This window comes from Corallococcus sp. AB038B, from assembly GCF_003668955.1.
Lineage (GTDB): Bacteria > Myxococcota > Myxococcia > Myxococcales > Myxococcaceae > Corallococcus > Corallococcus exiguus.
In genome coordinates, this window is record NZ_RAWO01000007.1 from 41,806 (window position 1) to 67,360 (window position 25,555).

Genomic DNA, 25,555 nt, shown 5'->3' on the forward strand with positions numbered 1-25,555 from the left:
CCGTCATCGCCAGCTTGGCAGGGGTCACGTTGGCCGTTCATGCCCAAGGAGTCACGCATGCCGAAGCCGCTCGAGCTCACCTCGCCGAAGTTCAAGGACGGGACGCCCATCCCCATCGCCTACACCGGCGAGGGCGACGACAAGGCGCCTCCCCTGCACTGGGAGAACCTCCCCGCCGGGGCCAAGAGCTTGGCGCTCATCGTGGAGGACCCGGACGCACCGGACCCGGCGAACCCCCAGCGCACCTTCTGCCACTGGGTCCTTTATAACCTCCCGATCAACGCCCAGAGCATCCCGGACGGGGCGACCCTGGACGTGCTGCCGGACGGGGTGAAGCTGGGGCGCAACGACTTCAACCGGCAGGACTACGGCGGCCCCATGCCGCCCATCGGCAGCCACCGGTACTTCTTCAAGCTGTACGCCCTGGACACGGTGCTGCCGGACCTGAACCAGCCCAACCGCACGCAGCTGCTCAAGGCGATGGAGGGCCACATCGTGGGAGAGACCCAGCTCATGGGCACCTACGAGAAGACGCACCACCGCAAGCACTGAGGTGCACGGAGCACCTCAAGGTGATGGCAGCTCGCGCGTCATCACGGCGGGCAGGTGGGGCACCTTGAGGTACTCCACGCGCGTGGGCTTCGGCTCCACCAGGGGCCAGCCCGGCGCGTCCAGCGCGGCGAGCAGCGTGAGCACCGGGTAGTCGAAAGACTCCACGAACGGGCCTGACGCGGGCATGGGAGCAAGACCCCACGCGAGCGACAGGCGCAGCCGTTCGCACCGCGCCAGCTGTGGCACGTAGGCGGGCAGCCGCTGGAGGAGCTTCGCGTGCGGGGCGTGCTCGCCCGCCTCCAGGAAACGGCAGTACGCGATGGCCTCCTCGCGATTGAGCACTTCAGGCAGCACGTCCTGGAGGAAGCGCGCTCGCAGCGGGCCCAGCTCCGGCCGCTTCGCTTCGTCCACCCAGGCGAGCTGTTCGCGCACGCGCTCGGTGCGGTGGAAGTCCATCATCCGGCCAGCGCGATCCACCACCACCGGATCCACCCGCTGGAGCGCCTCCGCTTCCAACGGCGTCAGGTCCAGCGGGGCCAGGGCTTTGAGGGCATCGAGGCGCCACGCTTCGCGGAAGCGGGGATCCACGTGCAGCCGCGCCAGGACTTCCAACGTTCGTGGGTAGCTCATCTCAAGCCGCGCTCGCGCCGCAGCGCTGGAGGATGGCGCGCGCGCGGGCCAGTTCCTCCACCAACTGCGCGAAGGGAGGAAAGCCGCTGTCCATCTCGAAGTTCACGCCGCGCACCGGGCTGCGTGGCGCCACGTATTCCAACAAGCGCCACACCTCCTCCGGCGACGGCGCGGAATGGCTGTCCAATCTCAACCCCTCCATCGTGACGCCGCCCGCCAGGTGCACCTGCACCACGCGCTCCAAAGGCAGCCGGTCCAGGAAGGCATACGGGTCGAACCCGTGGTTGACCGCGTTGCAATAGAGGTTGTGCAAATCCAACAGCAGTCCGCAGTCCGCGCCCTCCACCACGCGGCGAAGGAACTCCGCTTCATCCAACGTGTTGAGCGGCGTGTGGAAGAGATACGCGATGTTCTCCACCACGAAGGGCACGTCCAGGTCCGCCCGCGCCGCCTTCACGTTGCGCACGCACGTGGCCACCGCCTCCTCCGTCAGCGGCACCGGCGTCAGCGCGCGCAGCGGCAGGTTCCCCACGCGCGTGAAGCACAGGTGGTCTCCGTGCCAGACGCTCCGGGTGAGTTGGCGGATGCGCTTCAATCCGTCCCGGTAGCCAGGCGCGTCCACGCCGTCCGAACCCACCGACAGCTCCAGGCTGTGGCCCACAATGGGATAGCGCTTCGCGAGCAACTCCAGCCGCCGCTCCGAGTCCGGCGTGAGCGGCAGGAAGTGCTCGGGCGTCACCTCCAGCCAGTCCACGCCGGGGTTGCCACGCGCCAGGTGCGGATTGAGGTCCCAGCGGTAGCTGAGCCCCACGCCCAGGAAGGGAAGGCCCATGGCTTCAGGCCTTGCGCCGCGCCATCACCTGGAAGTGCTGTCCCAGGACGGCGAAGCCCTCGTGCGCCAGCTTCTCCTGCAACGCCAGTATCTCCTCGCGCGCGGCCCACGCGTCCCACGGCTTCTCCGCGGTGCCGCCCTGCGCGGCCGCCATCGCCTTGAGCATGTCGAAGAACATCACCGGCTTGCCGAAAATCTCCAGCAGCTCCGCGCCCGCGTCCGCCACCGTGCGCTCCAGCTCGCGCACCGTGAAGGCGTGCACCGGCAAGCCATACGGGCACGTCGTGCGGCCGTCGTGGAGCGTGCGGAAGGCATCCTGCGGCTTGCCCATCTTCAGGTAGCCGGAGAAGGCCTCGTAACGATTGTCCACGCCCAGCACCACCGGCGCGCCCGGCTTCGCCACGCGCACCAACTCCTTCACCGCGCGCGGGTACGCGTCCAGGCAGTACGACACCGGGTCGCCTTCGCAGAAGACCAGGTCGAAGGCCGCGTCCGGCAGCTCCAGCGCCGCGACGTTCCCCTCCACGAAAGACACGCGGTCCAGCAGGCCCTTCGCGGTGAACTGGGCCCTGGCGCCGTCCAGCATGCCCGGAGAGATGTCCAGCACGGTGACGTGATGCCCGGCTTCCGCGAAGCGCGTGCCGAACTTGCCGCCACCGCCGCCCGCGTCCAGCACGCGCCAGGTCGTGCCGTCCTTCGGCAGCAGCGCCTCCACCGGCTTCCAGGTGAGGTGCTCGTACGTCAGCCAGAACAGCTTGATGGCCGTGGCGTCCGGCGCTCCCTGGTCGTACTTCGGGGACACCTCGTCGTAGCGGCGCTTGAGGCTCTGCGGGTCGGCGGAGGTCATGCGAATGGCCCTTGGACAGGTCAGTAGTTGAAGGAGATTTTCGAGAGGATCCGCCGCTCCTGGGAGCCTCCGAAGGGCTGATCCGTGTAGACGAGGAAGATGTCGCTCCACTGGCGGTAGTGCCACCCCACCATCGCGTCCAGGAACGTGCCCTTCACGGAGTTGTAGTCCGCCAGCTCGTACACGCCGCCCTTCTGCAGCGTCAGGCGCGCGTAGAGGTCCGGGCTGAAGTGGTAGCGCAGCTGCGCGTAGCCGGAGAAGCTGTAGCCGTCCCCGGACGTGCCGTAGAGGTCGCTGTTCGTCGGCACGTTGAAGTTGCGCGTGTAGAAGCCGCTGAAGCGCGCGACGATGTGCGGCCCCACCTTCATGTTCACCGCGCCGTTGAAGCCGCGGATCTCCCCGCCCAGGAAGCGGCCGGCGACGGCCGTCAGCGTGTAGCTCTGCCAGTCGTGCGGGAACAGGGTGAAGCCAAACGTGCCCAGCCGGTCCCGGAAGCCCAGGTTGTCGTCGTAGATGCCCTCCAGGTAGAGCGCGAAGTCGTGGTGCAGGTAGGGCTGCACGTTGAGGCGGTTGCGCCAGCGCGTGCGCTCGTGCTCGTGGTTTCGGCGCCACAGCGAGTCCCACGTCACGTCCAGCCGGGGCAGGAAGCGCCACCCGGGGAACGGGTTCAGGAACAGGCGCGAGTTGTAGCCCTGCTTGTCCACCACCGGCGTCCAGCCCAGCGGGTTCGCGTAGTTCTTCCCGATGTCCTCGAACTGCAACCAGAACTCCGACAGCGTGTCGAAGCGGTGCAGGCCCACGTGGTACGCGTCCGAGTCCTCGTTGCCCAGCGGGCTCCAGCTCTTCAGCGCCTGCGCCTGGATGAAGAACTCCTCGAAGAGGTGGAAGTTGCCGTCCACACCCACCGTCTGGAAGTCCGAGTCCCCGAACAGCCCGCCCCGCCCGCTGCGGTTGATTGCCACCAGGGAGATCATCGACCGCTTGCCGATGTCCTGCTGCAACCGCAGCACGCCGGAGTTGACGTTCTCGAAGACCTCGCGGCCACTGCCGTCCCGGCCGGTGAGGTCGCGGTGCTGCACGTCCATCATGGAGAAGCTCAAGCCCCCCAGCTTGCCGGTGAGCTGCAGGCCGCCCCACACCCGGTCATGCGGCCGCAGCGCGATGCGGCGCGAGGTGAAGACGTTGATGGGCGCGATGAAGAGGTGCTCGCTCTCCGTGAAGAACGCGCGGCGCTCAGGCAAGAGCGGCATGTCCGTGTCCAGGAGGAGGAAGCTCTGGTCGGCTTCAGCGTCGCTGAAGTCCGGGTTGGCGGTGAGCTTCACGGACAGCCAGGGCGTCGGGTCGATGCGCGCGTCCGCGCCAATGTTGGGACGGAAGGTGCCCCGGTCGTCCGTGGTCTTGAGCGCCACCGTGGTGGCCACGTAAGGGGTGATGCTGAAGATGGAGCGCGGCTTGATGCCCTTGAGCCCCTCCAGGTGCGGGTAGCGGCTCACCTTCGCGCTGTTGACGCCGTCCGGCGTCCAGTTGCTCCACTCCTGGTTGCGCGACTGTTCGCGGTCCAGGAGCATGCCGAAGGACATCTCGTCCTTGGCCTCGAACTGGAAGTTGGCGAACGGGATGCGCACCTCCGAAATCCACCCGTCCTTCACGATGGTGGACTTCGTCTCCCACTCCCCGCGCCAGTTGGTGGAGAAGGCCTCGCCGTCATCCACGATGCGCCCGTCGGTGCGCACGCCCAGCGGGTTGGTCCAGAAGTAGTACGCGTTCCGGTGGTCCAGGAACGTGTCCAGGATGATGGTGATGTTGTCCTCCTGGTGGAGGAACCCCTCGTTCTGCACCGTGTAGCCGGTGATGCGCTCCGGCTTGGAGTCGATGCAGTGGAAGAGGAAGTACAGGTTGTCCTGGTCGTAGAGGATGCGGACCTTGGTGTCGTCCGGCGCGGGCTTGCCGTAGTTGACGCGCGTGAGGTACCAGCCCGCGATTTCGGGGGCCTCCTGCCACGCGGGCTCGTCCCCCTTGCCGTCGATAGTGATGACGGCCTGCGTCCGCGTCGCGGTGACCTTGTACGGCGAATCAGCGTGTCCCAGCGTGGGCACCAGCGCGGCCAACAGCGCGGTGCCCCAACGACACACGTGGCGAAGGGGACTCATCCAGGCTCCGAGGTGGGGGTGAGGGCGGCCACGGGGGCCGGTTCAGGAGTGGCGTGTGAAGACGCCTCGCGCACGCGCGACACACAGCCGAGCGCCAGCACGAGGGACACCGACGAAATGAGGAACGTGCAGCCAATGCCGGCTGCCTGCGCGACGAAGCCGTAGGTGACGGGCGCGAGCACGGAGGCCAGCGCGCCGCAGGCGCCCAGCGCGCCCATGAACCGGCCGCGCTCGGAGGGCGCCGGGGACTGCTCCACCACCAGCGCGGACGCGGAGGAGCGGTGCAGGCCGTCTGGGATGGCCAGCAGCACCCAGGCCCCCACCAGCGTCATCAACGCGGCGCCGTTGGGCAGCCATCCCGCGGCCCCCAGCACCGCGGCCATCACCGCCATGCCCGCGAGGCCCGGCACGATCATGCCCACGCGCCGGGACAGCCGGTCCGACAGCCGTCCTCCGAAAGGCTGCGCGAACGCGTACGTCAGCCACGACGCCGCCACCAGCGGACCCACGGCCTCCCGGGGCGCGCCCAGCTCCACCGCGTACAGCGGCAGGTACGTGGGGAACAGCGCCAGCGCGAAGGTGAAGAAGAACTGCCAGAGGAACAGCGCCGCCGCGCCCGGCCGGTCCTTCACGTAGGTGAACGGCGACAGGAGCCCCCGGAACACCAGGCCCCACGCAGCGCCCGCCCCACCGCGCACTGCCTCCGCGCGCGGGGGCCGCGCCGGTTCGTCCAGCCCCAGCAGCAGCAGGCTGCCCGCGAGGAACAGGCCTCCCGCCAGGAAGAAGGTGCCCGCCACCGACAGCGCGCGGATGACGGCGGAGGACGCGAACAGCGCCGCGACGAACACCAGGTTCGACGTGGCATCCAGCAGCGCGAACAGGGTGGCGCGCTGCCTGGCGGGAGCGAAGTCCGCCACCATCGCGTTGGACACCGGCGCCGCGCTGCGCGACAGCAGCATCTTGAGGATCATCACGGCGGCGAGCGGCTGCGGGTCGTCCACCAGCGCCACCGCCGGCACCATCAGCGACGTGACGAGCGACAGGCCCACCACGAAGGGCTTGCGCCCATGGCGGTCCGACAGCGCTCCCAGCACCGGCTGCACGAAGATGGGCAGCAGCGCCCCCACCGTGTAGAGCGCGCCAATCTCCTGGAAGCCCAGCCCGCGCGAGCGCAGGTACAACGGCATCACCGGGTTGAGCAGGCCAGAGGCCGCCATGCCCAGGAGCCCCGAGCCCAGCATCACCCTCAGATTTCCCAGCCCCCGCGTCAGCCCATACATCTCCCGGATGGCACCCACGCCCTGGCGGATCATCCCCCCACCCCTTCCGCACGAGGCTTCAGCCCCAGCACCGCCTCCACCGCCTTCGTGAGCGTGGGCACCGGCCGCACGTCCAGCGCCGTCAGGGGCGCCGCGTCGAACCCGCTGCCCTCCGGCACGAACACCGCCACCCGGGCTGCCCCCGGAAACACCTGCTTCACGTAGGACTGCGCCACGCCCAGCTTTCCCTGGAGGAACTCGCGCGGCGCGGGCGCGAGCTTTTCCCCATGCGCCTCCAGCGCCACGCCCGTGCCCAGGAAGGGCGACGGCAGCGGCAGGCCCGCGAGCAGTGACACCCACGCGACGAACAGCGGCAGCGACGCGCTCCTGCCATCCAGCGTCACGTTCCGGCCGCGCGGCGAGACGTGCAGGTCCGTCTCATCCCACGGCAGCGCGTAGCGCGCGCGGCCCACCGCCGACAGGTGGCGCGCATGGTCCTGCCACGCGGCGGTGAAGGCATTGCCCCGCGACACGTCCGTCCACAGCCGTCCCTGGCCGGGGCGCACGGACACCTCCACGGGCACGACGCGAAAGAGCGCGTGTCCGCCGACGTCCGCCTGGGTGAAGAGCAATACCTGCGTGGATGCGGGCAGCATGGGCGGGCGTGTCGGCGCGTGAGAGGAAAGACACAGCCGGGAGGAGGACCGAAGCCCTCCCCCCGGCCATGAAACGCGTTACTCCGCGACGACGATCACGCTCATGCCGTTGGAGCAGGTGCACTTGTCGGACGACGCGGAAACGCGGACGATCTCGGACTGGATGTACATGGTGGTTCTCCTGGGATTGATGTTTGGGACTTGGGAACCGACGGGCGCGACTACTCCGCGCTCACGGTGGTCGAGGCGATGACCATGCCGTTGGAGCAGGTGCACTTGTCGGTGGCGGCGGACACGCGGACGATCTCGGACTGGATGTACATGGTGATTCTCCTGGATGGATTGCTGCGTTCACTGCGGTGAAACATGGCGGAGTGTGGACAGGGGGTCTGACATTGCCTGCCAACACTCCGGTGCTTCATTCCAGCCGTGAAAAGACGTCTCACGTCTGGCATCACGCGCACCCGGGGCGACCCGGGCACACGGGATTCCCAAGGGCCAGGACATGGCCCGGCCTGTCCCTCTCACGAGGGAAAGAAAGCCATTCAGCGGACGGCGAAAGTCAGACGGGACGCGAGGGCTCGCACAGCCCCAGCTCCTGGAACTGCGTCACGGTGCGCTGGACGTCGGCGCGGATGGCCTCCTCCTGGCCCGCGGCGCCCAGCCGGAGCGCCAGCGTCGCCACCGCCCCCTCCAGGGACGTGTCGCCCTGGCACAGCTCGAAGATGCGGGCGGCGGTCTCGTTCACCCGGAAGACCTCCCCTCCCTCTGTGTCCAGGAGGAAGAAGGCTTCGTCCTGCTGCTGGACGATGACGCCGGAAGTCGCGCGGGGCAGATTCAAGACATCCCCCTCCGAAGGCGCGGCCCCCGGGGATTCCTGACGGAAGCAGGAAGGCGTCGGAATCCGGTTCAAGCCGCGCTGTTACAATTCCATGTTTCTAAATGCTCCAATAAAGCCTGTCAATACATGCAAGGATTCGGGTTGGGGGTTCATGAGAGGGTTTGCGAACGTGCCGGGTCCTGAAGCGCCGCGTCGGTCCAGAGCGGGGACCGGCTGTTGTGCGGTGGTGGGCGATTGACGGGCGGGGGTGGCTTCACCGCGGGGGGCCAGGGGTGCGAAGGTAGGGGGGTGAGGAGCACAGAGCGCACGAACCGTCGGGTGGGGACGGTTTCCGAGGAGCCAGGGGCGGAGTACCGCCTCTTCGACGACATGCCCCTGGGCATGTTCGTGCTTCGGGACGGCCTGCTCATCCATTCAAACGCGGCCCTTTCCCGCCTGATGGGCGTGGAGCGCGAGCAGCTGTCGGGCAAGCCCGTGACGGCGCTCCTGTGGGAGCCGGGACCGTTGGAGGACCCAGCGGATCGGCTCGCGCGGCGGCTGGGTTCGTCGCCCGTGGCGGGCACCTACGAGGCGTGGCTGGCCGTGGGCAACGAAGGGCTGCGCGTGGAGCTGACGGTGCATCCGCATGCCAGGGATTGGGTGGTGCAGGTGCGCGATGTGACGTCCCGCGTCCGGCGCCGCACGGTGCTGCGGCGGCTGGCGGAGCTGGGCAGCGCGGTGCGCGCGCTGCACTCCGAGGACGCGGTGCGCGAGGAGGTGTTCCGGGGGCTGGAGGCGCTGGAGCTGGGCTTCGCGTGGCTGACGCCCCGGGGCGTGGGCGTGGAGCTGTCCGTGGCGGGACTGTCCCCCCGGATGGTGCCGCACGCGCCGTCGCTGGGAGGCCGCGTGCGGGTGGAGGCCCCTGGCGGCTGGGCGCCCGCGCTGGTGCGCACCTGGCGCGAGGGCGATGCGTGGATGGAGGACCTGGGCGTGGAGGCGTCCCGGTTCGTGTCCGAAGCGCGCATGGACGCGGTGCTGGCGGTGTTCCGGCGCGTGGAGACGCACCGGGCGGTGGGCGTGCGCATCGACGTGGAGAACGCGCCCACGGCCATGCTGGTGCTCGCCTCCGACTGGCTGAGCGAGGAGGACGTGGCCGCGGTGCGGCTGTTCGGCCAGCAGGTGTCCTCCGCGCTGGACGCGGCGCGCACCATCCAGCGGCTGAGCGTGCGCGCGACGGCGCTCACCGCGTTGGGACGGCTGGCGTCGCAGGCCGCGTCCGCCCCCCACCCGCGCGCCTTCTTCGGCTCCGGCACGGAGGAGATTTCCGGCCTGCTGGGCTCCGACGCCGTGTGCCTGCTCCTGCCCGCGGACACGCGGCACGAGTCGGGCGAGTCCCTGGAGCTCGTGTACGCGCGCGGCCTGTCCGAGGACGCGGTGGCGCGCGTGCGCCGTGCGCGGCTGGGGTCGCTTCCCCGTCCGGGTGGGATGCCGGACGCGGTGCAGGTGCTGGACGCGGAGACGTGTCCCGCGCCCACGCGCGACGCGCTCCGGGCGCTGGCGTTCCAGACGCTGGTGTCGGTGCCGCTGCGGGTGCGCTCGCGCGGCGTGGGCACGTTGAGCGTGCTGTTCCACGCGCGCCGCCGGCTCACCGCGCTGGAGGTGGAGACACTCCAGGCCATGGGCACGCACTTCGCGGCGGCCATCGAGTCCCACCGGCTGCTGGACGAGGTGCGCGGCCGGGCGGAGGACCTGGCGCTGATGCACGAGGTGGGCAAGGCGCTGGCGGCCACGCTGGAGCTGGACCGGCTGCTGGCCACGGGCGTCACCAGTCTGGCGCGCATCGTGGACGTGCCGGACGCGTACGTGCTCCTGCCGGATGCCAAGGGGAACCAGCTCGCCATCCGCGCGGCGACGGGCAGCCACCCGGAGCTGGTGGGGCGCCACGTGTCGCTGGACCCGTCGGTGAATTCGCTCGCGGGCCAGGTGTTCCGCACGCGCCAGCCGCTCCGCGTGGAGGACGCGCGGCTGGAGGTGCGGGCGGACGACGAGCTGCGCCGCGCCGCGGAGGCCCAGTCGTACATGGTGCTGCCGCTCGCCGTGCACGACCAGATGGTGGGCGTGGCGGTGATGGTGGAGACGCGCCGGCCCCGCCGCTTCACGCCCGCGGAGCTGGAGCGCGCGGACGCCATCGCCAACCAGCTGTCGCTGGCGCTGGAGGGCGCGCGGCTGGTGGAGGACCTGAAGCAGAGCTACGCGGAGCTGGCGCGCGCGCAGGAGCAGCTGGTGAACCGCGAGCGGCTGGTCGCGCTGGGCGAGCTGTCCGCGGTGGTGGCCCACGAGGTGCGCAACCCCCTGGGTGCCATCTTCAATTCGGTGGCCACCATCCGCCGCATCATCGGTCCGGAGAATCCGGCCATCCCGCTGGTGGACATCGTGGGGGAGGAGGCGGACCGGCTCAACCGCATCGTCGCGGACCTGCTCACGTTCGCGCGGCCTCCGTCGCCGCACCTGTATCCGGTGTCGGTGACGCAGCTGCTGGAGGAGGCGGTGGGCAGCGCGCTCGCCGATGTGGGCGGCACCTCGCCGTCTCAGGTGCGGGTGGAGTGGGTGATGGAGGAGGACGTGCCGACGGTGACGGTGGACGAGCGGCTCATCCGCCAGTGCTTCCTCAACGTGGCGCTCAACGCCGTGCAGGCCATGATGCCCCAGGGCGGCACGCTGCGCGTGATGGCGCGCAAGGCGTGGACGGACCGGGCCGGCGTGCAGGTGGAGATCAGCGACACGGGGCCGGGCATCCCGGCGGAGCTGCGCGCGCGCGTCTTCGAGCCCTTCTTCACCACCAAGGCCCAGGGCACCGGGCTGGGGCTCGCCGTGGTGAAGCGCATCATCGACTCACACGTGGGCCAGGTGTCGCTGGACGCGCCGGAGACGGGCAAGGGCACCATCTTCCGCCTCTTCCTGCCGCTGGAGCCGCCGGTGGCGCCGAACCTGCCCCTGACGGGCGCCTGACGAAAAGGCGCGCTCAGGTGCCGCCTTCGCCGCCGCCCAGGAAGAGCCACATCACGCCGAAGCCCAGGCCGCACGCCAGGGCCACCACCACGAGCATGGCCCAGAAGCGGTACTGGGGCGGGATGGGCCACAGGCCCTGGAGCGGGTTGCCGCCCTTGGACTTCACGGGCTTCTTCTTCTTGTTGTTGCGCTTCTCGGCGGCGAGCTCGGCTTCGCGGCGCTTCAGCTCCGCTTGCCGGAGCGCCTCGGAGATGTCCATGTCGTAGCCCACGAGCGTTTCGCGCGTCTTGGTCCGCACCTGCATGGGGCGCGTCTCGTGGGGCCGCTCATTCACGACGGGGGCCTGCCGGCGAGGGACTTCCTTGGGCGGGACGTAGGGGGTCGCCTTCTCGTCCAGGTAGGCCGGCATGTTGCCCGTCGTCTGGGACAGGGCTCCGAAGATCTTCGCGGCCTCCAGGGCCTCGGTGGCTTCGCCCGCGCCCTGCGGCGACCAGGGCACCGGCAGCTCGTCCTGGGACATGGGGCGGGTGGCGTCCGGGAACGCCTCGGCGGGACGCGCCTGGGGAGCGGCACCCACGGAGGTGGCGGGACGCGACTGCGGCGCGGGGCCCACGGAGGTCTGGGGACGAGGCTGGGAGGCAGGGGCGCGCGGCGCCGCGTTCGCCTTGGGGCGGCCGGGCTTTTCGACGTCGGTGCTCTCTTCTTCCGCGTCGTCCGTGCTGGGGCGCGCAGCCATGGGCGAGGAACCGGCGCCCTCGGTGGCGTCGTCCTCGCCGGAGCCCGGGGTCCAGCCACCCTTGCCGGCGGCGGGCAGCCCCGTGGCGCTCTTGCGCGCGGGCCGCTCGTTGGTGGTGGAGTCCTCACTGCCTGCGCCAGGAGTCCAGCCCGGGCGCGAGGGGCGGTTCTGCATCGGTGAGTCCTCCGGGGCCGGGGGGGGCCCCTCACTGTGAGACGCTCGAAGGTGTGTAACGGAGTCTTTCGCGTCCGGGCCCGGATTCCAATCCGGCCGGGACGGTTCTTCCGCCGGAGCCTGCCTGCCCGCGGGGGTGCGCTCCCCCGGGTCGGTAGTGTCCTCGGAGCCCGGGCCCCCACGGGATTCCAGCGGGCCGGGAACCTCCTGGGGGGTGGCCTCGTCCTCGCCCGGCCCGGGCGTCCACTGCGCGCGAGCCGCTCCGGACGCGGGCCCCGTGCCCTCGGGAGCGGAGGCTGTCGCCGGTGCCGGCGGGGCCTTGCCCACCTCCGGGGTCTGGGGAGGGAGTCCTGGCGTGGTGGGCTCCGCGGCGCCGATGCCTGGCAGCCAGGCATCCATGGTGATTTCCAGATTGTGCAGCCGCGCCGGAGGCGCCTTGCGCGGCAGCTCCGCCGCGTCGCCGGACTCGTCCTGGAGCCTCTTCGCCTCCGCCGCCGCACGCAGCGCCTGCTCCACCTTCGCCGCGTCCAGGGCCTCGGTCTCCTGCCCCACGCTGGCGTACTCCGACGGTGGCGGCTTCGCGGCGTTACGCGCTCCGGTCTCCGGGCCCGCTCGCGTGCTCTCCGGCGGCATCGCGGCGCCTGGCGCTTCGGGCTCCTCGCCCGCGCGGGTGCCCTCCGCCCGCCGCAACTTCGCCGCGTCCAGCGCCTCCGTCGCGATGTCCTCCTGCGCGCGGAGCGCCTCCGCCGCGTCCATGGCCCCGGGGGGCGCGAGCACGGACGGGAACTCCTGACGCGTGTTCGCGCGCTCAGGCTGCTCGCGCAGCAGGTCGTCCAACATCTGCTGCTCGATGACCTTCTCGCGCGGGAAGGCCGCCGACATCAGCCGCACCAGGTCCTGATCCGTCACGTTGGGCGCCAGCTTCTCCTTCAGCGCGCCCAGCGCCTCCGCCATGGCCGTCGCCGTGGGGAAGCGGTCGTTCGGCTCGGATGCCAGCGCGCGTGCCAGGAACGCGTCCACCGCACGCGGCAGGTCCGGCCGGTAGCGCCCCGCCGGCTCCCACTGCGGATAGGCCGCGCGCCGCCAGCGCTCCAACGGGTCGCCCCGCTGCGACAGCGGCTTCCACGAGAACAACTCCCACAGCACCACGCCCACCGCGTACAGGTCCGCGCGCCGGTCCACCGTGCGCTTGCGGGCCTGCTCCGGCGCCATGTACGTGAGGTTGCCAATCACCACGCGCGGCGCCGTCTGCTGCTCCTTCAGCGTGGACTGCGCCGCGCCGAAGTCGATGATCTTCACCTCGCCCGCGTAGCTCACGCACACGTTCGCGGGGGACAGGTCGCGGTGCACCAGGTGCAGCGGGTGCCCCTCCTCATCCGTCGCGTCGTGCGCGTACGCCAGGCCCTCGCACAGCCGGATGCCCATCTGGAGCAGCGGGCCCAGGGGCATCATCCGCTGACGTTGCCGCAGGCGGTACGCGAGCCGGCTGAGCGTCTTGCCCAGCACGTACTCCATGGCGAGGTACAGCTGCCCGTCCACCTCGCCCATCGCGTACACGCGCGCGATGTTCGGGTGCGCCAACCGCACCACCACGCGGGCCTCGTCGCGGAAGCGGCCCACGAACTGCCGGCTGTCCACCAGCCCCGGCAGCACCTTCTTCACCACGACCGCGCGCCCCACGCCCTCCTCGCGCGCGAGGAAGACCTCCCCCATCCCCCCGGCGCCAATGCGGCGCACGAGGGTATAGGGACCGAAGCGCACGGGCCCGGTCAGGGCCTCTGGTTCAACGGGCGTCGCCAAGCGCGCGGAACGCCTTGCGAGCCGCGGCGAGCACGTGCGCCACCTCCGGCTCGCCGATGGCCAGCGACACGAACGCCGCCTCGAACTGACTGGGCGGCAGGTACACACCTTCCTGAAGCATCGCGTGGAAGAAGCGCCCGAACTTCGCCGTGTCCGCCTTCTTCGCGGACGCGTAGTCGAACACCGGCTCCGCCGTGAAGAACACCGTGAGCATGCTGCCCACGCGGTTCACCGTCACCGGCACGCCCGCCGCCTTCGCCTCCGCGCGGAAGCCCTCCTCCAACAACAGGCCCAGCTGCTCCAGCCTCTGATACGTCCCCGGCGCCGCCAGCGCCTTCACGCACGCCAGGCCCGCCGCCACCGCCACCGGGTTCCCGGACAGCGTGCCGGACTGGTACACGGGCCCCTCCGGCGCCACCTTCGACATGATGTCGCGCCGGCCGCCGTACGCGCCCAGCGGCATGCCGCCGCCCACCACCTTCGCCAGGGTGGTCAGGTCCGGCTTGAGCCCGTACAGCTCCTGCGCGCCGCCGCGAGCGAGCCGGAAGCCCGTCATCACCTCATCCAGCACGAAGAGCACGCCGTGCTTCTGGCAGAGCTTCTGCAACCCTTCGAGGAAGCCGGGGCGCGGCACCAGCACGCCCATGTTGCCCACCACCGGCTCGATGATGGCGCAGGCGATGTCCTTGCCCTTCTCGTTGAAGATGCGCTCCACGGCATCCAGGTCGTTGAAGGGCGCGGTGAGCGTGAGCGACGCCAGCGCGGACGGCACGCCCGGCGAATCCGGCAGGCCCAGCGTCTCCACGCCGCTGCCCGCCTTCACGAGGAACGGGTCACCCGCGCCGTGGAAGCAGCCTTCGAACTTGAGGATGTAGTCGCGGCCGGTGAAGCCACGCGCCACGCGGACGGCGGCCACCGTGGCCTCCGTGCCGCTGGACACCAGGCGCACCTTCTCCACCGAAGGCACCGTGGCGCAGAGCAGCTCCGCGAACTCCACCTCCGCGGCGACAGGCGCGCCGAACGTGGTGCCGCGCCGGGCGGCCTCCAGGATGGCCTCCACGATGGGCGGGTACGCGTGGCCCAGGATGAGCGGGCCCCAGCTGCCCACCAGGTCCACGTAGCGGTTGCCGTCCACGTCGGTGAGCCACGCGCCGGAGCCCTCCTTGAAGAAGACGGGGTCGCCTCCCACGCCACGGAAGGCACGCACCGGAGAGTTCACGCCACCCGGGATGCGCGCCTGCGCACGGGCGAAGAGGGCCTGGCTTTGAGCGTGTTTCATGCTGGTGGGCATAGCACGCGCCGGACGCGCGTCCCTGCCCCGAGTGGCCCGCCGATGTCGCCTTTTCACCCCAGAGCGGACGCCTGCCTGGCTGACCGGGGCGCGCTCGCAACGTAGGGAATTCACGTGCGTCGCCAGGGACCTGGAAGATACTGGCGGACACGATGTCCCACAGGTCCCGACGAAAGCACCGATGAGAATCGAGCGCATCGAGGTCAAGAACTTCCGTGGATTCGCGTCGCGAGCCTTCGAGTTCTCGCCCTCGTTCAACGTGCTCATCGGCGACAACGGCACGGGGAAGACGGCCATCCTCGACGCGCTCTCCATCGCGGCGGGCGCCATCTTCCTGGGAATGGAGGGCGCCACCCCGCCCGGCATCCATCGCGATGACGTGCGGCGCGTGATGCACACCAGTGGCGAGGTCCCCACGCTGGAGGCCCTCTATCCCGTGGAGGTGCGCTGCAAAGGCCTCATCGAGGGGAAGATCCTGGAGTGGGCGCGGACGCTCGAAGGCCCCAACAAGCACACCACCCATGGACAGACATCCGACCTGTCCAAGCGGACGCTGTCCTGGCGGTCGCAGGTGCGCAAGGGCAAGGACGTCGTCCTGCCGCTCATCGCCTACTACGGCACGGGACGCCTCTGGCTGCAACGCCGGGCCCGTCAGTCCACGGCGTCGGATGGAGCCAGGGTCCTCAAGCCCCGCTCGCGGTTCAGGGGCTATCACGGGTGCCTCGACCCCTCCTCCAATCACAAGGACTTCGTCTCCTGGTTCAAGACCATGGAGTTGATCCAGCTCCAGGAGGGGCGCGCGCTCGGCACGCTGGGCGCGGTGAAGCACGCGCTTCGCGAGTGCATGCGGGACTGGACGGACGTCCGCTACGACCTGCGGCTGGGCATGCTGGTCGCGAGCAAGAAGGACGGCGCCCAGCTGCCCTTCGACATGCTGAGCGACGGCGCCCGGAGCATGCTGGCCATGGTGGGCAACATCGCCTACCGCACCGCCACCCTCAATCCGCACCTGCGTGAGCAGGCGCCCTCCCAGACGCCGGGCATCGTCCTCATCGACGAGCTGGACCTGCACCTGCACCCCAACTGGCAACGCGAAGTGGTGGACGACCTGCGCAAGGTCTTCCCCCAGATGCAGTTCGTGGCCACGACCCACTCGCCCTTCATCATCCAGTCGCTGCGCGAGAACGAGCTCATCAACCTGGATGATCAATCCCGCGAGACGCTCCCCAGCCGGAGCATCGAGGACATCGCGCAGGAGGTGATGGGCGTGGACCTTCCCCAGCGCAGCCATCGCCATCAGGTGATGATGGAGGCGGCGCGGAAGTACTACGCGGCGCTGGAGCAGGCGAAGGGCTCCAAGGGCAAGGAGCTCCAGCGCCTCAAGCAGGAGCTCGACGAGCTCTCCGCGCCCTTCAGCGACGATGTCGCCTATCACGCCTTCCTGGAGATGCAGCGAGGCAAAGCCGGGCTCCCTGGAGACGAATCGTGAGGCCCGTGGAGCGGGGGGACTGGCCCGTCGACAACGAGGGCGTGCGCCGGACCTTCTCCGACTACCCGGAGGCGCGCGGCGCCCTCATCGAGCGGATGGGTGAGTACTGCTCGTTCTGCGAAGGCAGGATGAACGCCAGCCTCGCCGTGGAGCACATGCTTCCCCAGGAGCATCACCCCGGGCTCTCGCGGGAGTGGCACAACTTCCTGCTCGCCTGCGTGAACTGCAACAGCACCAAGAGCGCCAAACGCATCCGCCTGGGGAGCTACTACTGGCCGGACCGCGACAACACGGCCCGGGCCTTCGTCCACGCCGCGGACGGGGTCGTGACCGCGGCGCCCAGCCTGAATCCCCAGGAGCGGAGGCGCGCGGAGCGGACGCTTCAGCTCACGGGGCTCGACAAGCTGCCGCCCCACCACCCCAGGGCCAGCGACCGCCGCTGGCAGCATCGCAGGGAGGCGTGGGCACGAGCGGAAGAAGCCCGGGACTGCCTCGCTGCCTCGGACACGCCCCACATGCGGAGGCTGGTCATCCGGCAGGCCACGGCGCTGGGCCATTGGTCCATCTGGATGACTGTCTTCGCGGCGGACGCGGACATGCGCCAGCGGCTCATCGCCGCGTTCACCGGCACCGCCCGGGCCTGCTTCGATGCGGCCACCCGGCCCGTCCCCCGCGCGGGCGGCGCGCTTTAGCCTGCGCACCTACACGCTGGCGCGGTTATAGCGACCGCATGCGCATCCTCCACACCATGCTCCGGGTCGGCGACCTGGAGAAGTCGCTCGACTTCTACACCCGTGTCATCGGCATGAAGCTCCTGCGCCGCCAGGACTACCCGGACGGCCGGTTCACCCTCGCCTTCGTCGGTTACGGCCCGGAGGACACCCACCCCGCCCTGGAGCTCACCCACAACTGGGACACGGCGAAGTACGAGCTGGGCTCCGCCTACGGCCACATCGCCCTGGGCGTCAGCGACATCCACGCCACCGCCAACGCCATCCGGCAGGCCGGCGGCAAGGTCGTCCGTGAGCCCGGCCCCATGAAACACGGCACCACCGTCATCGCCTTCGTGGAGGACCCGGACGGCTACAAGGTGGAGCTCATCCAGCAGAAGGCCTGACCCATCCGTGGCGCCCCCAACAACCGGGGCGCCCTCCCGTGAACCCGTGGACACGGGCGGCATGGGCAGGCAGGCGGACGCGATTTAAGCGCGATGTTTCGCGCCTTCCGCTCGCCGCGCCCCCTGCGGGGGTGTAGAGAGGCCCGCGCGCGATGCAGCGAGGCGCGCACCCTCCCCCCCTTCTTTCGAGGCCGTCGTCATGGTGGAGAGTCCCCAGAGCCAGAACGCGCTGTCCCCCGACGAGCTTCACGAGGCGTGGGCCGTGCTCTCCATGGACGAGCGCCTGGAGGGGTTCCGCCTGCTGCCCGCGGCGGTGGCGGACGACTTCTTCCTGGGCCTCACCGCGCGCGAGCAATCCGAGCTCATCCTCAGCCTCCCCCAGGGCGAGCGCCGCACCTGGGTCCGCCTGCTCCCCCCGGACGACCTGGCCGACCTGGTCCAGGCCGTGGAGCCGGAGCAGGTGGACGCCATCCTGTCGCAGCTGGACGACGCCAGCCGCCGCGAGGTGAACGTCCTCCTGGCGTACTCGGAGGACGACGCCGGCGGTCTGATGAACCCGCGCTTCGCCCGCGTGCGCCCGGACATGAGCATCGACGAGGCCATCGGGTATCTGCGCAAGCAGGCGCGCGAGAAGGTGGAGACCGTCTACTACGCGTACGTGCTGGACGCCGAGCAGCGGCTCCAGGGCGTGCTGTCCCTGCGCCAGCTCTTCCAGGCCGCGCCGGACAAGCGCGTGGCGGACGTGATGATTCGCGACGTCATCACCGTGGCGGAGAACACGGACCAGGAGGCGGTGAGCCGCACCTTCTCCGAGCACAGCTTCATGGCCATGCCCGTGGTGGACGAGCAGCGGCGCATGAAGGGCATCGTCACGGTGGACGACATCGTGGACGTGGTCCAGGAAGAGGCCACGGAGGACATCCAGAAGGTCGGCGGTATGGAGGCCCTGGACGCGCCCTACTTCGACGTGGGCTTCCTGGCCATGCTCAAGAAGCGCGCCGGCTGGCTGATGGTGCTCTTCCTGGGGGAGATGCTCACCGCCACCGCCATGGGCTACTTCGAGCATGAGATTGCTCGCGCCGTCGTGCTGAGCCTCTTCATCCCGCTCATCATCAGCTCCGGAGGCAACTCCGGCAGCCAGGCCACCACGCTCATCATCCGGTCGCTGGCGCTGTCGGAGATGCGGCTGAAGGACTGGTGGCGCGTGGCCCGGCGCGAACTCAGCACGGGCCTGGCGCTGGGCGCGATCCTGGGAATCGTGGGCTTCCTGCGCGTGATTGCGTGGCAGGCCCTGTTCCACAGCTACGGCGACCACGCGTTCCTCATTGGCATGACGGTGGGCGTCTCCCTGGTGGGCGTGGTCATCTTCGGCACGCTGTCCGGTTCCATGCTGCCGTTCATCCTCCGGCGCGTGGGCTTCGACCCCGCGAGCGCGTCCGCGCCCTTCGTGGCCACGCTGGTGGACGTGTCCGGACTCGTCATCTACTTCACGGCCGCGAGCCTCTTCCTGAGCGGCACCCTGCTGTAGTCGGCGACGATCCCGGCCCCCATGATTCCCACCATCCGTCGGCGCACGCTCACCCTCGCGGCGCCCGAAGCCCCAGGCCGTCCCACGCACGTCTCCGCCGCCAGTGGCCTGGTGCGCGCGGGGGACTGGCTCTACGTCGTCGCGGACGACGCGCTCCACCTCGCGGTGTTCCCCGCGGCCGGAGATGCGCCGGGCCACACCGTGCGCCTCTTTCCCGGAGAGCTTCCGGCAGGACACGCGGAGCGCAAGGCGGCGAAGCCGGACCTGGAGGCGCTGTGCAGGCTGGGCCCCTCCGCGTCCTTCACGCACGGGGCGCTGTTGGCCCTGCCCTCGGGGTCCACGCCCGCGCGGCGCCGGGCGTCGGTGCTGCCCTTGAACGCGGACGGGACGCTCGCGGGTGAGCCGCGCACGGTGGACTGCACGTCGCTCTACGTGCAGTTGGAGCGCGAGCTGGTGGCGCTCAACGTGGAGGGCGCGGCGGTGGCGGGCAAGCGGCTGCGACTGCTCAACCGGGGCAACGGCGAGGGCGGCGTGGACGCGCTGGTGGACCTGGACCTGGACCGCGTGCTGGCCAGCCTGGACGTGGGCGTGATGGGGCCGGAGGCCGTGCGCACCGTGCGCCGGTGGGAGCTGGGTGAAGCCAACGGCGTGCGGCTGTCCTTCACGGACGCGTCGCCGCTGCCGGACGGGCGCGTGGTGTTCACCGCCACGGCGGAGGCGTCTCGCGACCGCGTGGCGGATGGGCCTGTGAAGGGTTCGGCGGTGGGGGTGCTCGCGCCGGACGGCACGCCCGTGTACCTGGACGCGGTGGACGTACCCGTGAAGCTGGAGGGCGTGGACGCGCGCGTGGAGGGTGGCCGCGTCCACGTGCTGCTGGTGGCGGACGCGGACGACCCGTCGGTGCCCGCGCCGCTCCTGGAAGCCGCGTTGCCCGTGCCGGGCTGAAGCGCCTGGCGCGCCGCCAGCGTCGCGGCGAGGCCTTGAGCCTCACGCCGACATCGTGGCGCCTTCGCTTGTTCAGCCGCCGCGCTTCACCAGCAGCGGCCCGAAAGCCTGCGCCACCGGCATCATGGAGATGACGTTGATGTTCACGTGTGCCGGGCGCGTGGCCACCCAGTACGCCGTGTCCGCGACGTCCTCGGGCGTGAGCGGCTGGGTCTTGTCGTAGAGCGCGGCGGCCTTCGCCTCGTCGCCGCGGAAGCGCACGTTGGAGAACTCCGTGCCGCCCAGCAACCCCGGCTGGATGTCCGTGACGCGCACCGCGGTGCCGTGCAGGTCCGCGCGCAGGTTGAGCGTGAACTGATGCACGAACGCCTTCGTCGCGCCGTACACGTTGCCTCCGGGGTACGGGAACTCGCCCGCGATGGAGCCGATGTTGATGACGTGCCCCCGGTCGCGCGCCACCATGCCCGCGAGCGCCTCACGCGTGCAGTACAGGAGGCCCTTCACGTTGGTGTCCACCACCACGTCCCAGTCCTCCAGCCGCGCCGCCTGCGCGGGCTCCAGCCCCAGCGCGAGCCCCGCGTTGTTCACCAGCACGTCCACCTGCGCGAAGTCCGCCGGCAGCGAGGCGAACGCCGCCTTCACCGCCGCCTTGTCCGTCACGTCCAGCGTCACCGGCAGCAGCCGTTCGCCCAGCTCCGCCTTGAGCGCGTCCAGCCGGTCGCTGCGCCGTCCGGCGGCGATGACCCGCGCGCCCTCCTTCACGAAGCGGCGCGCGATGGCCTGCCCGATGCCCGCCGTGGCCCCTGTCACCAGCACGATCATGTGAATGCCTCCCACGCGAGAAGGGCCGTTGCGCCCCATCAGGGCACGGCCCGGCCGTTACATGGCACGCGGGAGGAACGGGCGCACGCGAATGCGCCCGGAGGAACCACGTCAGTCGCCGCGGTCGCGGGCGGCCTCTTCGGCGCTGCCGCCCATGGCTTCCACGGAGGTGCGCGCCTGCTTGCTGCGGTCGAACGCCACCTCCTTCTTGCCAATCCCCTCCACCGTGAGGTTGGCCAGGCGGCGGCGTGCCCGGGTGATGGCGTCCTGCACCAGCGACGGGTCGGGGTGCGTCTTCAAGCACTCCACCCAGGTCTCGATGGCCTTCTCGTTGTCGCCCGCGTCCGCGCGCAGCTTGCCCATCTCGAAGAGGGCGTGCGGCGCCAGCTCCGAGTCCGGGAAGCGCGTGCGCAGGTCCGCGTACGTCTTCAGCGCTTCCTGGCGCTTGCCGTCCACCATGGCCAGGGCCTGCGCCTGGAGGAAGAGCGCGTCGTCCACGTAGGGACTGGTGGCGAAGCGGTCCGGCAGCTTCTTCGCCTCCAGCTCGCACTGCGGATAGTCCTGGAGCTCGAAGTACGTCTTGGCCACCTGGTACTGCAGCTCCGCGCCCTGCGGCGGGTTGCGGTGCAGCGCGGCGGTGAGCTGATCAATGGAGCCGCGCAGGTCGCGGTAGTGCACCCGCAGCAGCTCCGCCAGGATGATGCGCGCCTCCAGCGACTCCGGCGCCTCCGGGCACTGCTGGATGAGCTGGCGGTAGACGCTCACCGCCTCCTTCACCTTGCGCTGCTCCAGCCAGTACACGTCGGCCGCGCCCTTGAGCGCCCGGGCGCGCATCACCAGCGCCTCCGGGGTCTCGTCGCGCAGCAGCATCTCGTAGGCCTTGCGGTACTCCACCAGCGCTTCGTCCGGACGCTTCTCGAAGATGGCGTCGCGGGCGCGCTGCATGTGGTCCACCGGCTTGTCGCGGCAACCCGTGACGGCGAGCGCCCCCACCGCCAGGACACATGCCCACCGCGACAGCGCGCGCGTCATCAGCAGGACTCCGGGATGACGCGCACGCAGCGCGTCTCGTCGCAGCGCACGCACTCGCGCTCCGAGGAGACGTCCGTCACGCACACGGAGACGCGCGACGTCCTGGGGCAGTCCTCCGACGTCACACAACGGTAGAGGCCCCCGTCGGTCCGGGTGATGTCCACCGCCGTCGAGCCGCAGTTCTCCAGGTCATTGCATCCCAGGAGCGCCGCCGCCACGACTGCCATTGCTGCCACCAAGGCGCGTTGCACGGCTGTGGTTCTAGCCAACTTCCGACCCCGGGTCACGAACCGTGCGCCCGCCTGCCCGCCCGTCCGGAAGCAGGAGTTCCCCGAGAAAGCGAGCACCCATGCATGGCCAGCGTTTCGCCCGCCGTGCTAGCCCTGTCGCGTCACGACGTCCCCTTCTCGCCCCAGGAGTCCGAAAACCATGAGCCTTCCCTCTCGTCCTCGCGCGGTGGTGACGGGCGCCGGCAGCGGCCTGGGCCGTGCGCTGTGTGAAGCGCTGGCGGCCCGTCAGGCGCGGGTCATGGTGTCGGACATGAACGCGGCCAGCGCGGAGGAGACCGCCCGCCGCGTCACGGAGCTGGGCGGCGAGGCGCGCGTGCACCCGTGTGACGTGACGGACCCGGACGCGGTGGAGGCGCTGGCGCGCGCCACGGACGAAGCGTTTGGCGGCGTGGACCTGGTGGTGAACAACGCGGGCGTCGCCACCGGAGGCGCGGTGGGCACCCTGCCCCTGGCGGAATGGAAGCGCGTGCTGGACGTGAACCTGTGGGGCGTCATCCACGGCTGCCACGCGTTCGTGCCCCGCCTGAAGAAGCAGGGCTCCGGACACGTGCTCAACATCGCGTCCGCGGCGGGGCTCGTGTACGCGCCGAATCTGGCGGCCTACAACACGTCCAAGGCCGCGGTCGTCGCGCTGTCGGAGACGCTCTACGCGGAGCTGCAGCCGCTGGGACTGGGCGTCACGGTGGCGTGCCCCACGTTCTTCCGCACGAACATCGCCGCCGCGGCCGCGCCCTACTCCGACCCGGAGACGCGCCGCATGAGCATCAAGCTGGTGGACCAGTCCAAGATTGGCGCGGAGTGGGTCGCCGAGCGGCTGCTCAAGGCAGTGGACCAGGGCGCGCCGCACGTGCTGCCCATGGCGGATGCGCGCTGGTTCTGGCGTCTGCGGCGGCTGGCGCCCGGGCTGTTCCTCCGGGGCGTCATCGCGGTGGAGAAGCGCATCCGCGAGCGCTCCGCGCGCATCCCCGGCTAGAACCTCAGTTGCTGCGCTGCTGCGTGGGCGCCTTGCCGGACGTGAGCACGGTGGTGTCCACGGACGCCATCGAGTTGCGCTGCTTCACCATCCGCGCCTTCTGGTTCTGCTTGTCCTCGTGCTTGAGGATGGCGGCCATGTGAGCGTCGGCCACCTTGCATTGGATGGCGCTCACCTCCTGGTGACGCCGCCCCAGCTCGTTCCACATGGCGAGCCGTCCCTGGCTGCCCAGGAGCCGGTCCTCGACCGCGTCCAAGGCGTGGTCCATCTGCTTGCCCTCGGCCTCCAGGGCCGCGAGCCGCGCTTCGGAATCCTCGGGGGACTGCCCGCATCCGGTGGCCACGGCGACCCCTACGGCCACCGCCAGTCCGAGCCACATCCGCCGCATCCCCACATCGCCTCCCAGGTGTCTCGGGCCGTCCACCGGCCTTCAGGCAGCGCAAGGTAGGAACGGGCCCTGGGAGCGACAACCCGAACGCCAGCCGGGGAGGTAGGCGTTTCCAGGAGCGAACGTTTGGGCATCTTTCCTGTCCCACCGGTTTGACGGTGAGGCAGAAAGGACCGCGCCCTTCATACCGCTACAGCTGCGAAGAAGTGGACGCCGCAACCCCGCCATCCGTGACGGGCGGATCCCTGAACCTGAGCTCGAACGTGTACGGGTGGTCCTCCGCGTACCATCCGAACCGTTCTCCCTCTTCGGGTCCGTACTGGGTCGACTCGATGTCGCGGATGCCCTGCGCCAGACGCGCGTTGCTGACGGTCGGGTCCCACGTGATGGCGCGGCACTGCTCCGCCCGGCCCTTCTTCGTGATGATGCACTTCACGGTGGCACGCCCGATGGGCGGCGAGTCGGGCTCCTTCGGCCCCATGACGCTCGCGCAACCCGTCAGCCCCAGGACGCCCACCCCCAACAACATCCCCCACTTCATGCGGTGCTTCCCCTTCTTCACATCACGGCGCGACGCGCGTCCGGTGCTTCAGGATGAACTCACACACTTCGCGCGCGGCGCCAAAGCCCGCGGCGCGCTGGGCCACGTAGTGCACCTGGGCGCGCACCTCATCCGGCGCTTCCGGCACGGTGGCGGAGAAGCCCACCGCCTTGAGCAGCGGCAGGTCCACGACCTCGTCACCCATGTAGCCGCAGTGCTCGGCGGACACGTTGAGGATGGCGAGCAGCTTCTCGAAGTGCGCCACCTTGTCCTGGCTGCCGAAGTGCACGTGGCGCAAGCCCAGCGACTGCATGCGCATCTGCGCGGAGAGGCTGTCGCCGCCGGAGATGGCGGCCACCTCGATGCCCACCTCCTGCAGGCGCTTGATGCCCATGCCGTCGCGCACGCTGTACATCTGCGTCCAGCCGGAGTTGGGCACCCAGAAGATGCGGCCGTCGGTGAGCGTGCCGTCGATGTCGAAGATCATCACCGACAGGCGCGCCACCCGCGCCTTGAGCGACTCCAGGTCCTGGTTCACCCGTGCCTCCGCTACTTGGGCACGGCCTTGAGCGAGGCCTTGCCGTCCTTGATGACGACCTTGAACTCCACGGCCTTCGCGTTGTGCTGCTTGAGCAACTCCGGCACCTGCTTGCGCAGCGTGGCGGCCACCGACTCGTAGGACAGCTTGGACGTGTCCTCCTGGCAGCGGCGCTTCGCGGTGACGTAGGCGTCGTACACCGCGCGCAGCTTGTCGTCGGACATGCCGCCACCGGGGCCCGCGGCCGCGGGACGGGGCGCGGCAGCCGCCGCCGCCGGACGCGCGGGCTGCTGCGGAGCCGCCGCCGGAGCCTTCGTGGCCATGCCCGGAGGCACCGCCGGACGCCCCGCCGCCGGAGTCCCGCCCGGAGCCACCGCCGGCGTCACCGAGGGCATCTTCGACGTCCCCACCGCCGGGGTCCCCTTCTGCGGCGTGCCCGCCACGGGCGCGATGGACGGCATCCCGCTCACGGGCACGACCGCCGGGGTCCCCTGCTTCGGCGGCACCAGCCCCGCGGGCGTGCCCCGGGGCGCGCCGGCCGGCTGCGCCGCGACAGGGGCCACCGACGGACTGCCGCGGAAGGGCGTACCGCCCGCGGACTGCTGCTCCGCCAGGTACTCCGAGGAGAGCTTCGGCTCGTTGATGGGGCGGCGGCCGGTGAGCTCTTCAATCTCCTCGAAGTCCATGTCGTCGATTTCTTCGGGGATCTCCACCACGCCCTTCTGGCGGTCGCCCGTGGCACCGGCCTGCTTCACCCCGGAGCGGCGACGGGCCTTGGCCAGGTCGCGGCGGTAGGTGCCGGCTTCAATCTCCTGGATGGTGCGCACCCACAGCCGCTCGTAGGTGAGGAACTTGTTGTGGAGGCTCTGCACGCGGAACTTCACCGACGTGCTGCGGATGAAAGCCCCCTTGAGCTTCAGCATCCGCTTCTTCAGGTCCTCATGCGCGCGGATGGGCGCCTGGCGCTCCATGCCCATGAAGTACTGCTCGTAGCTGTGGCGCAGCTCCGCGATGGCCGCCTCCAGCTCTTCACATTGCTGAAGGGCGGCTTCGCTGGAGGAACTGGCGTCCAGTTGCGCGGGCCGGACCCCACCTTTGGCGGCGGACCGTGCGTTGTCGGGCGGCGGCATGTTCCC

At 70.3% G+C, this 25,555-nt stretch carries 24 protein-coding genes; 8 read left to right on the forward strand and 16 right to left on the reverse strand.

The genetic code is table 11. The annotated features are described in order from the left end of the window. The first annotated feature begins 57 nt into the window (after positions 1 to 57). A complete protein-coding gene (locus D7Y04_RS25560; protein WP_120599929.1) occupies positions 58 to 552 on the forward strand; it encodes a YbhB/YbcL family Raf kinase inhibitor-like protein in 495 nt (164 codons plus the stop codon). A 15-nt stretch (positions 553 to 567) separates the two neighbouring features. Here the strand turns inward: D7Y04_RS25560 and D7Y04_RS25565 are convergent, their stop codons facing one another. From D7Y04_RS25565 to D7Y04_RS25595, 7 genes are all read right to left on the reverse strand, one after another. Beyond that, positions 568 to 1,182, reverse strand: a complete 615-nt coding sequence (locus D7Y04_RS25565) for a hypothetical protein (protein ID WP_147454861.1) — start codon at positions 1,180 to 1,182, stop codon at positions 568 to 570. 1 nt (position 1,183) lies between these two features. Then, positions 1,184 to 2,014 (reverse strand): DUF692 family multinuclear iron-containing protein, encoded by an 831-nt coding sequence (locus D7Y04_RS25570; protein WP_120599927.1) that lies wholly within the window; start codon positions 2,012 to 2,014, stop codon positions 1,184 to 1,186. A gap of 4 nt (positions 2,015 to 2,018) precedes the next feature. Then, on the reverse strand, positions 2,019 to 2,861 hold the full coding sequence (locus D7Y04_RS25575) for a methyltransferase domain-containing protein (RefSeq protein ID WP_120599926.1): 843 nt from the start codon (positions 2,859 to 2,861) through the stop codon (positions 2,019 to 2,021). A 20-nt stretch (positions 2,862 to 2,881) separates the two neighbouring features. Beyond that, positions 2,882 to 5,011: a carbohydrate binding family 9 domain-containing protein gene (locus tag D7Y04_RS25580; protein ID WP_120599925.1), complete on the reverse strand. Its 2,130-nt coding sequence runs from the start codon at positions 5,009 to 5,011 to the stop codon at positions 2,882 to 2,884. Then, complete coding sequence (locus tag D7Y04_RS25585) at positions 5,008 to 6,324, reverse strand: MFS transporter (RefSeq protein ID WP_121760976.1); 1,317 nt, start codon at positions 6,322 to 6,324, stop codon at positions 5,008 to 5,010. The genes D7Y04_RS25580 and D7Y04_RS25585 overlap by 4 nt, the downstream gene beginning before the upstream one ends. Beyond that, entirely contained in the window at positions 6,321 to 6,926 is a 606-nt protein-coding gene (locus tag D7Y04_RS25590; protein ID WP_121760977.1) for a hypothetical protein, read from the reverse strand. The genes D7Y04_RS25585 and D7Y04_RS25590 overlap by 4 nt, the downstream gene beginning before the upstream one ends. A 562-nt stretch (positions 6,927 to 7,488) precedes the next feature. Continuing rightward, positions 7,489 to 7,767: a PqqD family protein gene (locus tag D7Y04_RS25595; protein WP_158627587.1), complete on the reverse strand. Its 279-nt coding sequence runs from the start codon at positions 7,765 to 7,767 to the stop codon at positions 7,489 to 7,491. Between the two features lie 318 nt (positions 7,768 to 8,085). Here D7Y04_RS25595 and D7Y04_RS25600 point away from each other — a divergent pair, with 318 nt between their 5' ends. Next, positions 8,086 to 10,755, forward strand: coding sequence for an ATP-binding protein (locus D7Y04_RS25600; protein ID WP_171809141.1), 2,670 nt, complete (start codon positions 8,086 to 8,088; stop codon positions 10,753 to 10,755). Between the two features lie 13 nt (positions 10,756 to 10,768). Here D7Y04_RS25600 and D7Y04_RS45830 read toward each other — a convergent pair whose 3' ends face one another. Next, on the reverse strand, positions 10,769 to 13,465 hold the full coding sequence (locus D7Y04_RS45830; RefSeq protein ID WP_121760979.1) for a serine/threonine-protein kinase: 2,697 nt from the start codon (positions 13,463 to 13,465) through the stop codon (positions 10,769 to 10,771). Further along, a complete protein-coding gene (gene hemL, locus D7Y04_RS25610) occupies positions 13,449 to 14,744 on the reverse strand; it encodes a glutamate-1-semialdehyde 2,1-aminomutase (protein ID WP_121761162.1) in 1,296 nt (431 codons plus the stop codon). The genes D7Y04_RS45830 and hemL overlap by 17 nt, the downstream gene beginning before the upstream one ends. A gap of 193 nt (positions 14,745 to 14,937) precedes the next feature. On the opposite strand from hemL, the gene D7Y04_RS25615 reads away from it, so the two are divergent. The 5 genes from D7Y04_RS25615 to D7Y04_RS25635 all read left to right on the forward strand — a co-directional run bounded on the left by D7Y04_RS25615 (position 14,938) and on the right by D7Y04_RS25635 (position 19,835). Beyond that, entirely contained in the window at positions 14,938 to 16,245 is a 1,308-nt protein-coding gene (locus tag D7Y04_RS25615; RefSeq protein ID WP_120598431.1) for an AAA family ATPase, read from the forward strand. Then, positions 16,242 to 16,937: an HNH endonuclease gene (locus tag D7Y04_RS25620; protein WP_121760980.1), complete on the forward strand. Its 696-nt coding sequence runs from the start codon at positions 16,242 to 16,244 to the stop codon at positions 16,935 to 16,937. The genes D7Y04_RS25615 and D7Y04_RS25620 overlap by 4 nt, the downstream gene beginning before the upstream one ends. A gap of 38 nt (positions 16,938 to 16,975) precedes the next feature. Then, positions 16,976 to 17,362, forward strand: a complete 387-nt coding sequence (gene gloA, locus D7Y04_RS25625) for a lactoylglutathione lyase (protein ID WP_120575573.1) — start codon at positions 16,976 to 16,978, stop codon at positions 17,360 to 17,362. Between the two features lie 199 nt (positions 17,363 to 17,561). Beyond that, entirely contained in the window at positions 17,562 to 18,890 is a 1,329-nt protein-coding gene (mgtE, locus tag D7Y04_RS25630) for a magnesium transporter (protein ID WP_120598429.1), read from the forward strand. A 21-nt stretch (positions 18,891 to 18,911) separates the two neighbouring features. Beyond that, complete coding sequence (locus D7Y04_RS25635) at positions 18,912 to 19,835, forward strand: hypothetical protein (RefSeq protein WP_121760981.1); 924 nt, start codon at positions 18,912 to 18,914, stop codon at positions 19,833 to 19,835. Between the two features lie 72 nt (positions 19,836 to 19,907). On the opposite strand, the gene D7Y04_RS25640 is transcribed toward D7Y04_RS25635, so the two are convergent. From D7Y04_RS25640 to D7Y04_RS25650, 3 genes are all read right to left on the reverse strand, one after another. Next, on the reverse strand, positions 19,908 to 20,657 hold the full coding sequence (locus D7Y04_RS25640; protein WP_120598427.1) for an SDR family NAD(P)-dependent oxidoreductase: 750 nt from the start codon (positions 20,655 to 20,657) through the stop codon (positions 19,908 to 19,910). A gap of 111 nt (positions 20,658 to 20,768) precedes the next feature. Then, a complete protein-coding gene (locus tag D7Y04_RS25645) occupies positions 20,769 to 21,689 on the reverse strand; it encodes a tetratricopeptide repeat protein (protein WP_120575569.1) in 921 nt (306 codons plus the stop codon). Then, positions 21,689 to 21,916: a hypothetical protein gene (locus tag D7Y04_RS25650; protein WP_171812029.1), complete on the reverse strand. Its 228-nt coding sequence runs from the start codon at positions 21,914 to 21,916 to the stop codon at positions 21,689 to 21,691. Before D7Y04_RS25650 ends, D7Y04_RS25645 begins: the two co-directional genes overlap by 1 nt. A 202-nt stretch (positions 21,917 to 22,118) precedes the next feature. On the opposite strand from D7Y04_RS25650, the gene D7Y04_RS25655 reads away from it, so the two are divergent. Further along, positions 22,119 to 22,952 (forward strand): SDR family NAD(P)-dependent oxidoreductase, encoded by an 834-nt coding sequence (locus D7Y04_RS25655; protein ID WP_120598426.1) that lies wholly within the window; start codon positions 22,119 to 22,121, stop codon positions 22,950 to 22,952. Between the two features lie 4 nt (positions 22,953 to 22,956). Here the strand turns inward: D7Y04_RS25655 and D7Y04_RS25660 are convergent, their stop codons facing one another. From D7Y04_RS25660 to D7Y04_RS25675, 4 genes are all read right to left on the reverse strand, one after another. After that, a complete protein-coding gene (locus D7Y04_RS25660; protein WP_233601579.1) occupies positions 22,957 to 23,331 on the reverse strand; it encodes a hypothetical protein in 375 nt (124 codons plus the stop codon). 199 nt (positions 23,332 to 23,530) lie between these two features. After that, complete coding sequence (locus tag D7Y04_RS25665; RefSeq protein WP_147477193.1) at positions 23,531 to 23,881, reverse strand: hypothetical protein; 351 nt, start codon at positions 23,879 to 23,881, stop codon at positions 23,531 to 23,533. A gap of 22 nt (positions 23,882 to 23,903) precedes the next feature. Next, positions 23,904 to 24,419, reverse strand: coding sequence for an HAD family hydrolase (locus D7Y04_RS25670; RefSeq protein ID WP_120600269.1), 516 nt, complete (start codon positions 24,417 to 24,419; stop codon positions 23,904 to 23,906). 11 nt (positions 24,420 to 24,430) lie between these two features. Then, positions 24,431 to 25,549, reverse strand: a complete 1,119-nt coding sequence (locus D7Y04_RS25675) for an MXAN_5187 C-terminal domain-containing protein (RefSeq protein ID WP_120600270.1) — start codon at positions 25,547 to 25,549, stop codon at positions 24,431 to 24,433. Positions 25,550 to 25,555: the final 6 nt, after the last annotated feature.